We start from the raw sequence: 17,444 nt of genomic DNA, 5'->3' as shown, positions 1-17,444 counted from the left end.
CCAGCACCGGATGGGCGAGTACCTGCGCAGGGCCACCGCCGAGTTGCGTGCCACCCGCGGCAGGCTGCGCGAGCTGGAGGAGCGCGCCGCCGAGCCGGTGGCCGTGGTCGGCATGGCCTGCCGCTTCCCCGGCGGCGTCGAGTCCCCCGAGGACCTGTGGGCTCTGCTCGCCGAGGGCCGCGAGGGCATCGGGCCGTTCCCCGCCGACCGCGGCTGGGACCTGGCCGCGCTGCGCGCGGAGGCGGTGGTCGGGGTCGGCGGGTTCCTCACCGGGGCCGCCGAGTTCGACGCCGGGTTCTTCGGCATCTCCCCGAAGGAGGCCGTGCGCACCGACCCGCAGCAGCGCCTCGCCCTGACCACCACCTGGGAGGCATTGGAGCGCGCGGGCATCGATCCCACCGCGCTGCGCGGCAGGCGCGCCGGGGTGTTCATCGGCGTCATGCACCACGACTACCCGGGCGCCCAGGGCGCGGGCAGCGTCGTCTCCGGCCGCGTCGCCTACCACCTGGGCCTGCACGGTCCCGCCGTCACCGTCGACACCGCGTGCTCGTCGTCGCTGGTGGCCGTGCACCAAGCCGTGCAGTCGCTGCGCGCGGGGGAGTGCGACCTCGCCCTGGCCGGGGGTGTGACCGTCATGGCCACCCCGGACGGCTTCGTCGAGTTCTCCCGCCAGCGCGGGCTGGCCCCGGACGGCCGGTGCAAGCCGTTCGCCGCCGCGGCCGATGGCACCTCCTGGTCCGAGGGCGTCGGCGTGCTCGTGCTGCAACGGCTGTCGACCGCCGTGGCGGAGGGGCACACCGTCCTGGCGGTCGTGCGCGGCTCGGCGGTCAACTCCGACGGCGCCTCCAACGGCCTCACCGCCCCCAACGGGCCCGCCCAGCGCCGGGTGATCACCGACGCCCTGCTCGCCGCCGGGCTCGCCCCCGCCCAGGTCGACGTCGTCGAGGCGCACGGCACCGGCACCGCCCTCGGCGACCCGGTCGAGGCCCAGGCGCTGCTCGCCGCCTATGGCCAGGACCGCGTCTCGCCGCTGCGGCTGGGGTCCATCAAGTCCAACCTCGGCCACACCCAGGCCGCCGCGGGCGTCGCCGGCCTGATCAAGGTGATCATGGCCATGGCCCGCGGGGTCCTGCCGCGCACCCTGCACGTGGACGCCCCGACCCCGCACGTGGACTGGTCCGCGGGCGCCGTCGAGCTGCTCACCGAGGCGCGCCCCTGGCCCGCGGGCGAGCGGCCCCGCCGCGGCGCGGTGTCCTCGTTCGGCCTCAGCGGCACCAACGCCCACGTCATCGTCGAGGAAGCCCCCGAGGCCGCGCCCGCCCCAGAGCCCGCCCACCTGCCGCTCGCGATCTGGACCGTCTCCGGCCGCGACCGCGCCGGCCTGCGCGCCCAAGCCGCCCGCCTGGCCGAGCACCTCGCCGACAGCCCGCACGAGGCGGGCGACCTCGGGTTCGCCCTCGCCACCACCCGCGCCGCGCACGAGCACCGCGCCGCTGTCGTCGGCGACCGGGAGACCCTGCTGGCCGGGCTGAGCGCGATCGCCGAGGACACCCCGTCCGCCGCGGTCGCCACCGGCACCGCCGGTGAGCCCGGCGGCACCGCTTTCCTGTTTCCGGGCCAAGGTTCGCAGTGGGCGGGCATGGCCGCCGAACTCCTCGACACCGCCCCGGTCTTCGCCGCCCGCCTCGCCGAGTGCGAGGCCGCGCTGGCCCCGCACGTCGATTTCCCCGTCACCGCCGTGCTGCGCGGTGAGCCCGGCGTCCCCGGACTCGACCGGGTCGACGTGGTGCAGCCCGTGCTGTTCGCCGTCATGGTCTCCCTGGCCGCGCTGTGGGAGTCGCTGGGCGTCGCGCCCGCCGCCGTCGCCGGGCACAGCCAGGGCGAGATCGCCGCCGCCTGCGTCGCGGGCGCCCTCGACCTGCCCGACGCCGCCCGCGTGGTGGCCCTGCGCGGCAAGGCGCTCACCGCGCTGGCCGGGCGCGGCGGCATGGTGTCGGTGGCCGAGTCCGCCGACGCCGTCCGGGCCCGCGTCGCCGCCTGGGGCGATCGGATCTCGGTCGCCGCCGTCAACGGCCCCGGCTCGGTCGTGGTGTCCGGGGACGTGGACGCGCTCACCGAGCTGATCGCCGCCTGCGAGCGGGACGAGGTGCGCGCCAAGCGGGTCGAGGTGGACTACGCCTCGCACTGCGCGTACGTGGAGTCCTTGCGCGAGCGCCTGCTCGCCGACCTCGCCCCGATCACCCCGATCACCCCGCGCGTGCCGTTCTTCTCCTCCGTGCGCGCCGAGTGGGTCGACGGGCCGGACCTCGACGCCGAGTACTGGTACCGCAACCTGCGCCAGACCGTCCGCTTCGACGACGCCGTGCGCGGCCTGCTCGAGCGCGGCGTCACGGCCCTGGTGGAGGTGAGCCCGCACCCGGTGGTGTCGCTGGGCGCGGCGGAGACCGCCGCCGCCGCGGGCTCGGACGCCGCGGTGGTCGCCACCCTGCGCCGCGACGAGGGCGGGATGGCGCGCGTGCTCACCGCCGTCGCGTCCCTGCACGTGCTCGGCGTGCGGCCGGACTGGTCGGCCGTGCTGCCCGGCGCGGTCGCGGTCCCGCTGCCGACCACCGCGTTCACCCCCAGCCGCTTCTGGCTCGTCGCCGAGTCCGGTGTGGACGCCGGGGCACTGGGCATGGACCCGGTCGGGCACCCGGTGCTGCGCGGCGCCCTCACCGACGACGAGGGCGGGCTCGTGCTCACCGGCAGGCTCACCCTCGCCACCGACCCGTGGCTGGCCGACCACGCCGTGGCGGGTCAGCCGCTGCTGCCCGGCGCGGGCGTCGTCGAGCTGTTCCTGCGCGCCTGCGACGAGGCCGGGGCCACCGGGATCGGTGACCTCGCGCTGCTGGCCCCGGTGGCCCTGCCCGCCGAGGGGGACCTGCGGCTGCGGCTGGAGGTCGACGCCCCCGACGCCACCGGCGACCGCCCGGCCCGGCTGCGCTCGGCGACCGCGGGCGCCCCGTGGCGGCTGCACGCCACCGCCACCCTCAGCACGGGGCCCGCCCCGGTACCCGCCGTCGACACCGCCGCGTGGCCGCCCGCGGGCGCCGAGCCGGTCGACCTGGCCGACCTGCGCGCCGCGATGACCGGTGTCGGCCTGCGCCACGGACCGCGCTTCGAGGGGCTGCGCGCCGCGTGGCGGGTGGGTGGCGATGTCCACGCCGAGGTCGAGCTGCCCGGTGGCGAGCCCGGCGAGTTCGGCGTGCACCCGGCGCTGCTCGACGCCTGCCTGCACCCCGTCGCCGCGGGCGGGTTCCTCTCGGGGGAGACCGACCGCCCCTGGCTGCCGTTCGCCTGGACCGGCGTCCGCCTCCACGCCACCGGCGCCGTCGCCGTCCGCGTCCACCTCGCCCCGGCGGGCACCGACGCCGTGTCGGTGCGGGTCACCGACCCGACCGGCACGCCGGTGCTGACCGCGGAGTCCTTGGCATTCAGCCCGCTGGCGGAGGTCGAGCCCGCGGCCATGGCCGGGGATCTGCTGCGCCTGGAGCGCGCACCGCTGCCCCTGCCCGCCGCGGGGGAGTTCACCGTACTCGGCCAGTGGTCCCTTGTGGACGGTCACCCGGTCGTGGCGTCGATCGCCGAGCTGGAAGCGGTCCCGCCGCTCGTGGCCACCCCGGTGCCCGACGGCGACGTGCTCGACACCGTCACCACCGTGCTCGCCCTGGTCCAGGAGTGGGCCTCGGCGCAGGCGTGCGCGGACTCCACGCTCGTCCTGGTCACCCACGCCGCCGAGCGCGAGCCCGCCGCCGCCGCCGTCTGGGGCTTGGTGCGCTCGGCGCAGGCGGAGTACCCCGGCCGCTTCCGCCTCGTCGACCTCGACGACCGTGGTCCGGCCACCCTCGCGGCGCTGCCCGCCGCGGTGGCCGCCGATGTCCCGCAGCTCACCCTGGCCGAGGGCAACGCCACCACGCCCACCCTCGTCCGCGTCCCCGCCGCGGGGAACGAGGACGCGCTCGACCTGGGGACCGTGCTCGTCACCGGCGCCACCGGTGCCCTCGCCGCCGTCCTCGCCCGCCACCTCGTCGAGCGACACGGCGTGCGCGACCTGCTGCTCCTCGCCCGGCGCGACCCGGACCCGGTTCTCCTCACCGAGCTGACCGAACTGGGCGCGACCGTCGACGTCGTCCGTTGCGACGTCACCGACCGCGCCGCCCTCGCCGAGGCGGTGGCGGGCCACGCCATCGGGACGGTCGTGCACACCGCGGGCGTGCTCGACGACGGCCTCGTCGCCGACCTGACCCCGGACCGGTTCGCCGCCGTGCTGGCGCCCAAGGTCGACGCCGTCGGCCACCTCTGCGCGCTGCTGCCCAAGGCCCGGCTGGTCCTGTTCTCCTCCGCCACCGGTGTCCTCGGTGCCCTCGGCCAGGCCAACTACGCCGCCGCCAACGCCGCCGTGGACGCCTTGGCCCGCGCCCGCGCCGCTCCCACCACCTCGCTGGCGTGGGGACTGTGGGCCGAGCACAGCGCCATGACCGCGGGCGCCGACCGCGCCCGGTTCGACCGCTCCGGCCTCGGCGCGCTACCCACCGCCGACGCGTTGGCCGCGTTCGACGCCGCGCTCGGCCTGCCAGACCCGGTGCTCGTCCCGCTGCGCGTCGACCCGGCCGCACTGCGCGCCCACGGCGAGGCGTTGCCCCCACCGCTGCGTGCCCTGGCCGGGGTCCGCGGCCGCCGCACCGCCGCCCGCGGCGCGGCCGAGCGCTCCGAGCTGGCGGGCAGGCTGGCCGGGCTGTCCGACGCCGACCGGCTGCGCGCCGTGACCGAGCTGGTCGCCGGGCACGCCGCCGCCGTGCTCGGCCACGGCGGCGCGGACGCCGTCGACCCCGACCGCGCGTTCAAGGACACCGGGCTCGGTTCGGTCGGCGCTGTGGAGCTGCGCGACCGGCTCACCGCGGCGACCGGCCTGCGCCTGCCCGCCACCCTGGCCTTCGACCACCCCACCGCCGCCGCTCTGGCCCGCCACCTCGACGGCAGGCTGCGCGGTGGCGAGCGGGTCGCGGTCTCCGCCGTCCCCACCGGCCCGGTCGGCGGGGCCGCGGACGACCCGGTGGTCGTGGTCGGCATGGCCTGCGACCTGCCCGGCGGCGTGCGCACCCCGGACCAGCTCTGGGAGCTGCTGATCGCCGAGCGCGACGCGGTGTCGCCGTTTCCCGACGACCGCGGGTGGCCGCTGGAGCGGCTGCTCGACCCCGACGCCCCCGGCGGCCCGCTGAGCGGCCTCGGCGGCTTCCTCGACGACGCCGCCCACTTCGACCCCGGCTTCTTCGGCGTCTCCCCGCGCGAGGCCGTCGCCATGGACCCGCAGCAACGGCTGCTGCTGCGCACCTGCTGGGAGGCGTGCGAGGACGCGGGCATCGACCCGACCTCGCTGCGCGGCACCAGCACCGGGGTGTTCGCGGGCGTCATGCACGCCGACTACGGCCGCCACCTGGAGGGCGTCGCCGCGGCGGGCTTCCTGGCCCCGGGCGTCGGCGGCGGCGTGCTGACCGGCCGCGTCGCCTACACCCTGGGCCTGGAGGGGCCCGCCATCACCGTCGACACCGCGTGCTCGTCGTCGCTGGTGGCCCTGCACCTGGCAGCCCAGGCGGTCCGGGCGGGGGAGTGCGAGCTCGCGTTCGCAGGCGGTGTGACCGTGCTGGCCACCCCGGCGGTGTTCGTCGAGTTCTCCCACCAGCGCGGCCTCGCGCCGGACGGGCGGTGCAAGCCGTTCTCCGCCGACGCCGACGGCACCGGGATGTCCGAGGGCGTCGCCGTGGTCGCCGTCGAGCGGCTGTCGCGGGCCCGCGCGCTCGGCCACGACGTGCTCGCCGTGCTGCGCGGTTCCGCGGTCAACTCCGACGGCGCGAGCAACGGGCTCACCGCGCCCAGCGGCCCGGCCCAGGAGCGCGTGATCGCCGCGGCCCTCGCCGCGGGCGGCCTCCGGCCGTCGGACGTGGACGCGGTGGAGGCGCACGGCACCGGCACCGCCCTCGGCGACCCGATCGAGGCCAACGCCCTGCTCTCGGCCTACGGCCAGGACCGGGCGCACCCGCTGCTGCTCGGCTCGGTGAAGTCCAACCTCGGGCACACCCAGGCCGCCGCGGGCGTCGTCGGGCTCATCAAGGCCGTCCTCGCCCTGCGCCACGGGCTGCTGCCGCGCAGCCTGCACCTGGGCACGCCCAGCCCGCACGTCGACTGGACCGCGGGGGCGGTGCGCCCGCTGACCGAGGCCACCCCGCTGCCCGAGCGGGACCGCCCGCACCGCGTCGGCGTGTCCTCCTTCGGCATCAGCGGCACCAACGCCCACGTCGTCGTCGAGGCGGCTCCACCGGTGACGACCACCGAGCCCGCGGGCGCCCCGCTCGTCGGCGCGCCCTGGGTGCTCACCGCCAAGACCGAGGCCGGGCTGCGCGCCCAGGCCGAGGCCCTGTTGGCCGCCCCCGCGACCCGGACACCGCTCGACACCGCCTACTCGCTGCTCACCAGCCGCGCCGCCCACCGGCACCGCGCGGTCGTCACCGGCGCCGACGGCGGCAAGCTCGTCGCGGGCCTGCGCGCGCTCGCCGCGGGGCGGGGCACCCCGGCGGTGACCACGGCGGTGGCCGGGCCGCGCACCCTGGCCATGCTGTTCACCGGCCAGGGCAGCCAGCGCCCCGGCATGGGCGCGGACCTGTACGAGGCGTTTCCCGCCTTCGCCGCCGCGGTCGAGGAGGTGTGCGCCGAGTTCGACCGGCACCTGGACCGACCGCTGCGCGAGGTCGTGCTCGACCCCGGGCACGAGGACCTGCTCGACCGCACCGAGTACACCCAGCCCGCCCTGTTCGCCCTCCAGGTCGCCCAGGTCCGGTTGTTGGAGACCTTCGGCGTGCGGCCCGACGTCGTCATCGGCCACTCCGTCGGCGAGCTGACCGCCGCGCACGTGGCCGGGGTCTTCTCGCTGCGCGACGCGGTGGCCCTGGTCGCCGCGCGCGGCAAGGCCATGGGCGAGCTCCCCGGCGGTGGGGCCATGGTCTCGGTGCGCGCCACCGAGGACGAGGTCCTGGCCTGCCTGGGCGGCCACGCGGGCGAGGTGTCGGTCGCCGCGGTCAACGCCCCCACGTCGGTGGTGGTCTCCGGGGCCGAGCACGCGGTGGTCGCCGTCGCCGACGAGCTGCGCGCCCGGGGGCACCGCACCAGGCGGCTCAAGGTGGGCGTGGGCTTCCACTCCCCGCAGGTCGACCCGGCGCTGCCCGGCTTCCGCGCCGCCGCCGAGGCCGTGACCTGCCACGAGCCGAGGCTCCGGCTGGTCTCCACGGTCCGCACCGACGAGAAGGTCACCGCTCCCGCCTACTGGGTCGACCAGCTGCGCGGCGCGGTGCGCTTCGCCGACGCGGTCGCCGCCGCCGGGGCCACCGCCTGGCTGGAGGTCGGGCCGGACGCCGTGCTGACCCCCGCCGTCGCGGAGTGCCTGCCCGACCTGGCCGTCCGCCCGGTCGCCCTGCTGCGCCGGGACCGTCCCGGCACCCGCGCGGTCACCGAGGCGCTGGCCACCCTGCACGCGCTGGGCGTGGCCGTCGACTGGGCCGCCGTCTGGGCCGAGCGCCCGGTGCGCCGGGTCGACCTGCCCCGCCACGCCTTCGCCGAGCGCCGCTACTGGCCCGAGCCCGCTCCCGAGCCCCGGGCCGCGGGGCGGGCGGTGGCCGCGACCGACGACCCGGTGCTGGCCGCGGTGGACCGCGCCGACGTTCCCGGCGCGCTGGCGCTGCTGGGCTTGCGCGGCGACGAGCCCGCGGCCGACGTGCTGGCCGCCCTGGCCCGGCTCCGCCGCCCGGACCGCCCGGTGCGTGAGCAGCTGACCTGGACCCCGGTCGCCGACACCATCGCCGAGCTGACCGGTGAATGGCTCCTGGTCGCACCGGCCGACGCCGACGACACCGCCGAGGCGGTCGACGCGCTCGCGGGCGCCCTGGCCCGCCACGGCGCCCGCGTCCGGATGGCCACCACCATCGACCCGGAACCGGGGAACCAGGTCGTCGTCCTGCCCGCCATCACTCCGGAATGGACGGTCGTGGTCGGTGGCAGGCGGATCGACGTGCGGTGCCCGCTGGACCGCCAGGCCCGCGTGCGGTTCTGCGCCGCTCTCGCCGCGACCGAGCCGCACCTGGCCGTCACGGCCGATGGCCTGCGCGCGGCCGGGTACGAGCCCGCCGTGCCGGTGGCCCCGTGGAGGCCGGAGGGCACCGTCTTGGTCTCCGGGCCCGCGGACGAGACCACGGCGGCGGTGATCGCCTCGGTGCTCTCCGCCGGGGCGGCCTGCCTGGTGGCCGGTCCCGCCGCGCGGGTGTGCCCGGAGGGCGCGACCGTGGCGGACCTCGACGCGCTGCCACCCCTGTCGGCCGCCGTGGTCGACGCGCCCACCACGGTCAGCGCCGACCGGGCCGTCGTGCTCACCCGTGGGGCCGAACCGGCGGAACTGCCGGGCACGTGGACGGTGGCCGCCGCCGAGGAGATCCCCGCCGAGGCCGTTGTCGCCGGGCTGTGGGAGGCCGTCGCCGCGCCCGCCGCCGCTGCGCGCCTGGTCCCGATGGGCGGCGCCGGACCGGTTCCGGCCCTGCCGCTGTCCACTGTGGTCGACCGGGTCTCGGCGCCCGCGCCGGAACCGGAGCCCGCGGCCGTGGGCGGGCTCTCCGCCGGTGTCGCGCCGGAACTGCGCGAGCGGCTCACCGCGGTCGGGCCGGGGGAGTGGGAGGCGGTGCTGCTGGACGGGGTGCGGTCCATCGCCGCGGTCGTCCTCGGCCACGAGAGCGCCGAGGGCGTCGGTCCCGACGACGTGTTCCTCGACCTCGGCCTGTCCTCGGTGACGGCGCTGGAGCTGCGCGACCACCTCGGCAGGCTCACCGGCCTGGACCTGCCCCCTGACCTGTTCTACGACCGGCCCACCGCCCGCGAGCTGACCGCCTGGCTCCTGCCCAGGGCCACCGATGGGGAAAGGGCGGCGACCGGCTGGCCGGACAGGTGAGAATCGAATAGGCAAATACGTCAGGACAGGGATTTCGACTGGCAGGTCGAGGTCCTTATCTGGCGTCCGAAATAATAGAAAGTGCAGGTGGAGGGCATTGACACCCTCAATAGAAGGAATGTTGGAAAATCCTGGACAGGGTGAGATGAGTATTTCTATGCTCGGGTCTGAGTGGCGTTGTGAGAACTGAGGAGAGTGACACCATGGCGAGTTCCGCGCCTGCCCCTTCCGCCGCGCCGGACCCGGCGGTGTGGAACGTCCTGCGCGAGGCGGAGTCCGCCGAGGACCTCGTGCTCGCCGCCGACTTCCCGGTCACCGGCCGCAACGAGGGCGGCTTCCTCGAACTGGTTCCCGGCCTGGGCCTGGACTGCGCCGTCTGGCAGACCGTGGCGCCCAAACTGGCGCCGGGCTGCGGCGTGTCCACCGAGGACTACCTGGCGCCGTGGCTGGACGCCGTGACCGCCAGCGGTCGCCGCGTGCGCGCCGTGCTGGGCTACTGCGCGGGCTCGGTGTTCGCCGGTGCGCTCGCGCAGCGCGTCGCGCGGGCCCAGGGCAGCGAGCCGGTGGTCGTGGTCTTCGATCCGGAGCTGGTCGACGTGCCGACCGTGCACCTGCAGTTCGGCCGGGTGGTCGGCAACATGACCACCGTCCTCAGCGAGGACGAGGCCGCGTCCCTGGCCGCCACCGCCGAGAAGCTGGCCGAGGACAGGACCGCGACCCCCGCCGAGTTCGCCGCCGAGCTGCACGCGGAATTCCGCCCGGTCGGCATCACCGCCCTGCGGCGCGCGGGCATGGACGAGGACTACGCGGGCGAGCTGGTCGACCTGGTCGGCTCCTTCATGACCTACCTCGGCGTGGCCGCCGCGCTCGACCCCCGGCCGGGCTGGTCGAAGGCCACCGTGTTCACCTCCACCAGTCCGCGCAGCGGTCTCAACCGCATGCGCGCCACCCCGGGCATCGCCGAGATCGCCACCGGCGACGAGGTCCGGGTCGAGGTCGAGCACCGCGACCTGCTCCGCGACCCCGCCGCCGCCGAGGCGGTGTCCCGCCTGCTGGCCCCGGACGCCGGAGAGGCCAGGTGACCGCGACCACGGCACCGGCGGTCCCGGCGAGCCGCAAGGAGACCGCCCTGTGGTTGCTGGACGACCTCGTCCCCGGTACCACGGCCAACACCTTGTCGCTGGCCTTCCGGGTGCGGGGCGGCCTCGACCCCCGCGTCGCCGAGGCCGCCCTGCGGCTGCTCGTCCGCCGGTTCGAGGTGCTGCGCACCGCCTACACCCGCACCGGCGCCGAGCTGACCAAGCACGTGCCCGCCACCGTCGAGGTCCCGCTGGAGCAGGCGGCCCTCGACGGCGACGGCGCCGACCAGTTGACGGCGTTCGTCGCCCGCCCCTTCCAGCCCGACGGCACCCTCCTCACCCGGGCGCTTCTGCTGACCGGCGCGGGCTCGGCGCTGTTCTGCCTGGCGCTGCACCACGCCATCGGCGACGTGCGGTCCACCGAGGTCCTGCGCTCGGCGTTCATCGGGTTCTACGAGCGGGTGCGCGCGGGCGAGCACCCCGACCCCGGGCACGTCCCCGCCTGGGCGGGGCCCGAGCCCACCGAGGCGGACGCGGCGTTCTGGCGCACCGCCATGGCGGGCTTCCGCCCCGCCGCCCTGGAGCTGGGCTGCGAGCGGGCCGACCACCCCGAGCCGACGTTGGTCGGCGACGAGGTCACCCACACCCTGTCCCCGGGGGCCACCGCCGTCGTCCGCGAGCTGCGGCGCTCCCTGCGCGCGCCGGAGTCGGTGGTGCTGCTCGCCGCCTACTGCGCCCTGCTCGCCGCGCACGGCGCCGGGCCCGACCTGGCGGTCGGCTGCCCGGTCAACACCCGCACCCGGGAGGCGGCCGACACGGTCGGCTACCACTCCAACATCGTGCCGGTGCGCGTGCGCGTCGATCGCGCACGCGGGTTCGACACCCTCGTGGCCGACACCCGCGCGGCGTTCCTGGACGCCATGGCGCACTCCGCCGTCCCCGCCGACGACGTGGTCGACCTGGTCGGCCGCGAGGGCACCGGGTGGCGCAACGCGCTGTACCGCCACGTTTTCAACTACATCCCGCACAGCGGCGGCCACCGGGAGTTCGGCGTCGCCGGGGCGCGCGCGGAGCTGGTCGTGGTCGAGAACGGCGCCAGCCAGTTCGACCTGGAGTTCTTCGTGACCTCCGACCAGGAATCGATCACCGTGCGCGCGGTGTTCTACACCGGCGTGCTCGACCGCTCCGACGTCGAGCTGGCCGTGCGCCGTTACGACGCGCTGCTGGCCGCCGCGGGCGCCGACCCCCACGCCCCGCTGGCGGGCCTGTCCACCTGGTGCGACCGCGACCACGAGGTCATCGACGCGGCCAACGCCACCGACCGCGCCATCGACGCCCCCACCGTGCTGGCCGCCTTCGCCGACCGGGTCGCCGAGGACCCCGACGCCCCGGCACTGCGCCACGACGGCGAGGAGACCACCTACGGCGCACTGTGGGCGGCGGCCACCGCCACCGCCGAGGCGCTGACCGACGCGGGCGTCGGCAACGGCGACGTGGTCGCGCTGCTGCTTCGCCGCGGACCGGAACTCGCCGCGGGCGTGTTCGGCACCTGGCTCGCGGGCGCGGCGTACATGCCGCTGGACCCCACCCACCCCGAGCAGCGCATCGCCTACCAGATCGAGGACTCCGGCGCCGCCGTCGTGCTCACGGGCCCCGGCACCAGCGCCCCCGAGGGTTGCCGCGCCGTGGTCGCCCCGGAAGTGGACCCGCACGGTGCCGCCCCGGTGGACGCGGTCGAGGTCGAGCCGGACGACCTGGCCTACGTCATCTACACCTCCGGCTCCACCGGCAAGCCCAAGGGCATCCCGATCCGGCACCGTGGCCTGGTCAACCACATCACCGACTACGCCGAGCGGTTCGGTGTCGCCGGGTCCGAGCGCCCCACCGGCTGGCTGAGCACCTACAGCTTCGACACCTCGGCCATCGAGCTGATGATGCCGCTGACCACGGGCGGGTCCACCGTGGTGCTGCCCGACGAGGCGCGTACCGACGGCGAGCTGCTGGCCGCGGCCGTGCGCGCCGAGGACATCGGCTTCCTGCAAGCCACCCCGACCACTTGGCGGCTGGTCGCCCCCGCACTGGGCGAGCTGGTGGCGGGCCGCACGCTGCTCACCGGCGGCGAGCCGCTGCCCCCACCGCTGGCCCGCGCCCTGGTCGACGCCGGCGCCCGGCTGTGGAACGTCTACGGCCCCACCGAGAGCACCATCTGGGCCACCGCGGGACTGGTCGACCCGGACCGCGGCATCCACGTCGGCGCCCCGGTGGCCAACACCCGGGTCTTCATCGCCGGGCCGGACGGCGAGCCGCTGCCGGTCGGCCTGCGCGGCGAGGTGTGCGTGGCGGGCGTCGGCGTGGCCCCCGGCTACCACGGCAGGCCCGACCTGACCGCCCGGCAGTTCGGCGAGGACGCCACCCACGGTCGGTTCTACCGCTCCGGCGACGTGGCCCGCTGGCGCCCGGACGGCGGCATCGACCTGCGCGGGCGACTCGACCGGCAGGTCAAGCTGCGCGGCAACCGGGTCGAGCTGTCCGAGGTGGAGGCCGTGCTGGCCGCGCACCCGGACGTGGCCGCCGCCGCCGTGGTCGTCGTCGGCGACCCGCACGGCGACGGCGTGCTCGCCGCCTTCGTGCGCGTGCCGGAGCGGCCGGAGGCCGTCGACGAGCTGTGGGACCACGCCCGCGCCCACCTGCCCGCCGCCGTGGTCCCGCACCGGTTCACCGCCGTGGACGCCTACCCGCGCACCGGCAGCGACAAGATCGACTACCAGGCGCTGGCCGCGCTCGCCGCTGAACGGCCCACCACGACCAAGGCCGTGGTGGGCGGTGACACCGCCGACGAGCTGGTGGCCTTCCTGGTGGGGCTGTGGGCTGAGCTGCTGGAGCAGCCCGACCTCGGCCCGGACTGCCACTTCTTCGCCAACGGCGGCCACTCGCTGCAGGCGGCCGTCATCGGCCAGCGCGTCAAGGCCGCCACCGGCGTGCGCCTGGCCCTGACCGACGTGTTCGAGAACCCGACCCCGACCGCCCTGGCCGCCCGCGTGCGGCGTGAGGACCCGGCCGCGCGGCCGGGCACGTGAGAGAAGGACGTGCACCGATGGAGATCCTTAAGCTGGCGGTCAGTGGCTGGTTCGCCAGGGCGCTGGCGGTGGCGGCCCGCCTGAAGATCGCCGACATCCTCGGCGACGGCGCGCTGACCGCCGACGAGCTGGCCGAGCGCACCGGCACCCACCCCGGCGTGCTGTACCGGCTGCTGCAGATGCTGACCGTGCCCGGCGTGTTGGTGCGCGACGGCGAGAGGTTCCGCCTCGGTGAGGCATACGCCCCGCTACGCGCCGACCACCCCTACACCCAGCGGCACTTCGCAATCCTGGCCGCCGAGCTGTACGACGACGCCTTCGGCGGCCTGATGCACACCGTGAAGACCGGCGAGTCCGGTTTCCGGGAGGTCTTCGGCACCTCGCTCTACGAGCACCTCGAACGCGAGCCGGAGATGGCCGACCTGTTCGACCGCGGCATGGTCGACTTGGCCCGCCCGGTCGCCGACGCCCTGGTCGCCGCCCACGACTTCTCCGGTGTCGCCACCGTCGTCGACGTCGGTGGCGGCTCCGGTGGCCTGCTGCCCGGCCTGCTCGTGCCGAACCCGGGGATGCGCGGCATCGTCGCCGACCGGGCCGGCGTGTGCGAGCGGGGCCCGGCGCGGCTGGCCGAGCTCGCCCCGGCCGAGATCGCCGAGCGGGTCTCGTTCGTCCCCGGCGACTTCTTCGCCCAGGTGCCCGCGGGCGCCGACCGGTACGTGCTCAAGAACGTGCTGCACGACTGGACCCAGGCCAACTGCGTGCGCGTCCTCAAGACCGTCGCCGCGGCGATGGCGGAGAGCGGTCCGGACGCCCGCCTGCTCGTCGTCGAGCCGCTGGTGGAGAACGACATCGACGGGTGGCGCGCGATGTTCCAGGCGGTGGCCTGCGACCCGGGCACCCTGGGCCTGGACGAGACGGCCCTGCGCGCCGTGCTCGCCGAGGCCGGGTTCGCCGTGGAGGCGCTGACCCCGCTGCCCACCGGGCACAAGGTCATCACCGCCGTGCTGGGCACCCCCTGACGGCCATGGCGCGCACACCGGTCTTCCTGTTCGCGGGACAGGGGGCGCAGTACCACGGCATGGGGCGCGGGCTGCGCGACGCCGACCCGGTGTTCCGCGCCGTGCTGCGGCGGCTCGACGACGTCGTGGTCGCCGAGCGCGGTGAGTCCCTGCTCGCCGCCCTGCACCACGACGGCGTCGGCGCGGAGGTCCCGCTGTCGGACTTCCGCCACAGCCAGCCCGGCATCTTCATGATCGAGTACGCGCTGGCGGAGATGGTGCTGGCGCACGGGTTCACCCCCGCCGCCGTCCTCGGCGCCAGCCTCGGCGAGGTGGCCGCCGCCGCGGTGGCCGGGGTTTTCGACCCCGAGGACTGCCTGCGGCTGCTGTTGGCGCAGGTGGACCTGTTCGCCCTGAAGTGCCCGCCCGGCGGCATGCTCGCCGTGCTGGCCGACCCCGCGCTGGCCCGCACCGACCCGGTGCTGGCCGCCACCCACCTCGCGGCGGTCAACTCGCCGGGCAACTTCGTGCTGGCGGGCACCGTGGCCGACCTCGACCGCGCCGAGGCACACCTGTTCGCCCGCGGTGTGCTGTGCCAGCGGCTCCCGGTGCCCTACCCGTTCCACTCCCCGCTGATCGACCCGGTCGAGGCGGCGTTCAAGGCCCTGGTGTCCGGCATGAGCGCCCGCCCGGCCCGCATCCCGCTGCTGTCGGCCACCAGCGGCGGCCCGGTGCGCCTGCCCGACCCGGCGCACCTGTGGCGGGTGCTGCGCGACCCGTTCGACGTGCCCGCCACCCTGGGCCCGCTGCTCACCGGTGAGCACCTGTTCCTGGACCTGGGCCCGTCGGGGTCGATGGCCAACCTGGTGCGCGCCGCGCTGCCCGCGGGCTCGACCGCGAAGTCCCTGCCGCTGCTGTCCCCCTACGCCCGCGACGAGGCGCTGCTGACCGCCGTTCTCGCCGAAGCCCCCGCCCGGACCGAGGTGCCGCCCGTGACCACCCTGACCGCGCCGACCCCCTCCACGACCACCACCGCCGACGCGCTGCGCGTGTGGGTGTTCCCCGGGCAGGGAGCCCAGTCCAAGGGCATGGGCCGCGAGCTGTTCGACCGGTTTCCCGACCTGGTCGCCCGCGCCGATGCCGTCCTCGGCTACTCGCTGCGCGAGCTGTGCCTGGAGGACCCGGGTCGCGACCTGCGCCGCACCGAGTACACCCAGCCCGCGCTGTTCGCCGTGGAGGCGCTGACCTGGCTGGCCGCGGTGCAGGAGGGCGGCAGGCTGCCCGACGTGGTGCTGGGCCACAGCCTCGGCGAGTACGCCGCGCTGTTCGCCGCGGGCGCCTTCGACTTCGAGACCGGCCTGGCCCTGGTCCGCGAGCGCGGCAGGCTGATGGGCGCCGCGGGCGGCGGGCGGATGGCCGCGGTCTCCGGCATCACCGCCGAGCGGGTGGCCGAGGTGCTGCGCGACAACGGCCTGGACCGGATCGACATCGCCAACTACAACTCCCCGCTGCAGACCGTCATCGCCGGTCCGGACGACGCGATCGAGGCGTCCCTGCCGCTGTTCACCGCGGCGGGCGCCCGCTGCGCCCCGCTCAACGTCAGCGCGCCCTTCCACAGCCGGTACATGGAGCCCGCCGCCGCCGAGTTCGCCGCCGTGCTGGCCCGCACCCGCATCGCCGCGCCGAAGATCCCGGTGCTGGCCAACGCCGAGGCCGACTTCCACACCCCGGACGGGGTCGCCGACGCGTTGCGCAGGCAGATCACCGCCCCGGTGCGCTGGACCGAGAGCGTCCGCGTGCTCATGGGCCTCGGCCCGTTCGAGCTGCGCGAGCTGGGCCCCGGCCAGGTGCTGACCAAGCTGGTGGCCCGCATCCGCGACGAGGCCACCCCGCTGCCCCGCCGCCCGCTGCCCGTCTCGCTGTTCACCACCGCGGCCCCCGCGCCCGCCAGGCAGGCCCCCACCGCCGAACGACTGGGGTCGGCCGAGTTCCGCGCCGACCACGGCGTTCGGCTGTCCTATGTGGTGGGTGGCATGCACGAGGGCGTCAGCTCGCCGGAGCTGGTGGCCCGCTTGGCGAAGTCCCGCGTCCTGTCGTTCCTGGGCGCCCCCGGCCTGCCCGCCGCGGAGGTCGCCGACGCCATCGCCCGCGTCCGCGCGCTGGCAGGCGCCGACGCCCCGTTCGGCGTCAACCTCACCCACGACCCGTTCACCCCAAACGCCGAGATCGAGCTGGTCGACGTGGTGCTGCGCACCGGGGTCCGCGCCGTCGAGGTGTCCACCTACGTCGAGGCGAGCGCCGAGCTGGTCCGCCTGCGCCTGTCCGGCGCCCGGGTCAACCCCGACGGCACCGCCACCCCCGCCCGCCGGGTGCTGGCCAAGGTCACCCGCGCCGACATCGCACGGGTGTTCCTGTCGCCCGCACCGTCGACGGTGATCGCCGCGCTACGCGCGCGGGGCCGGATCACCGACGAGGAGGCCGAGGCGGGCGCGCTACTCGCCCTCGCCGACGACGTGTGCGCCGTCGGCGACGCCGCCGACTACACCGACCAGGGCGCGCTGTGGGCGCTGCTGCCCTCGATCCGCGCCGCGCGCGCCGAGGTCGGCGGGCCCGCCACCGGGGTGCGCGTCGGCGCGGGGGGCGGCATCGGCACCCCGGAGGCCGCCGCCGCGGCGTTCGTGCTCGGCGCCGACTTCGTGCTCACCGGCTCGGTCAACCTGGCCACCGCGGAGAGCGGGATGAGCGCCGCGGCCAAGGACCTGCTCGTCGCCGCCGACGCGCACGACACCGCGTACGCCCCCTACGGCGGCCTGTTCGAGCTGGGCGCCCGGGCGCGCGTGCTCAAGCGCGGCGTGCTGTTCCCGGCCCGCGCGGGAAGGCTCTACGACCTGTGGCGCAACCACGACTCGTGGCAGGCCGTGCCATCCGACGTGCGCGCCCGGGTCGAGCGCGACTACCTCGGCATGCCCTTCGACCAGGTCCCCGTCACCGCCGAGCCCGACCCCAAGCGCCGCATGGCCTTGGTGTTCCGCTGGTACTGCGCCCGTGCCCGGCAGTGGGCGATCAGCGGCGACCCCGCGCGCGTCGCCGACTACCAGGTGGCCGCCGGACCGGCGGTGGGCGCCTGCAACCAGTGGCTGCGCGGCACCGACCTGGCCGACTGGCGCGCCCGGCACGCCGACGAGCTCGCCGACCGGATCATGGCGGGCGCCGCGCTCGCCATGGCGGGCTGAACCCGGCCTGCCGTGACCACGACCCGAGGGCGGGG

Annotated in this window: 4 protein-coding genes and 1 pseudogene; all 5 read left to right on the top strand. The window is 76.4% G+C overall.

Annotated elements, in window-relative coordinates; all coding sequences use genetic code 11:
* Positions 1–37 precede the first annotated feature (37 nt).
* A pseudogene (locus ACTG9Q_RS31275) lies at positions 38–9,022 on the top strand (type I polyketide synthase); the annotation flags it as partial.
* A 203-nt stretch (positions 9,023–9,225) separates the two neighbouring features.
* The gene (locus ACTG9Q_RS31270; RefSeq protein WP_455576555.1) at positions 9,226–10,104 is read left to right on the top strand and encodes a hypothetical protein; all 879 of its coding nucleotides are present in this window, start codon (positions 9,226–9,228) and stop codon (positions 10,102–10,104) included.
* On the top strand, positions 10,101–13,178 hold the full coding sequence (locus tag ACTG9Q_RS31265) for a non-ribosomal peptide synthetase (RefSeq protein ID WP_455576554.1): 3,078 nt from the start codon (positions 10,101–10,103) through the stop codon (positions 13,176–13,178). Before ACTG9Q_RS31270 ends, ACTG9Q_RS31265 begins: the two co-directional genes overlap by 4 nt.
* A gap of 17 nt (positions 13,179–13,195) precedes the next feature.
* On the top strand, positions 13,196–14,197 hold the full coding sequence (locus tag ACTG9Q_RS31260) for a methyltransferase (RefSeq protein WP_455576553.1): 1,002 nt from the start codon (positions 13,196–13,198) through the stop codon (positions 14,195–14,197).
* 5 nt (positions 14,198–14,202) lie between these two features.
* Positions 14,203–17,409 carry an ACP S-malonyltransferase gene (gene fabD / locus ACTG9Q_RS31255; protein WP_455576552.1) on the top strand — a complete coding sequence of 1,069 codons (3,207 nt, stop codon included), beginning with the start codon at positions 14,203–14,205 and terminating at the stop codon, positions 17,407–17,409.
* Positions 17,410–17,444 lie beyond the last annotated feature (35 nt).

This window comes from Actinokineospora lacus, assembly GCF_053813445.1.
Note: the sequence above shows the minus strand (reverse complement) of the source record. Positions and strands in the feature narration are given on the sequence as shown.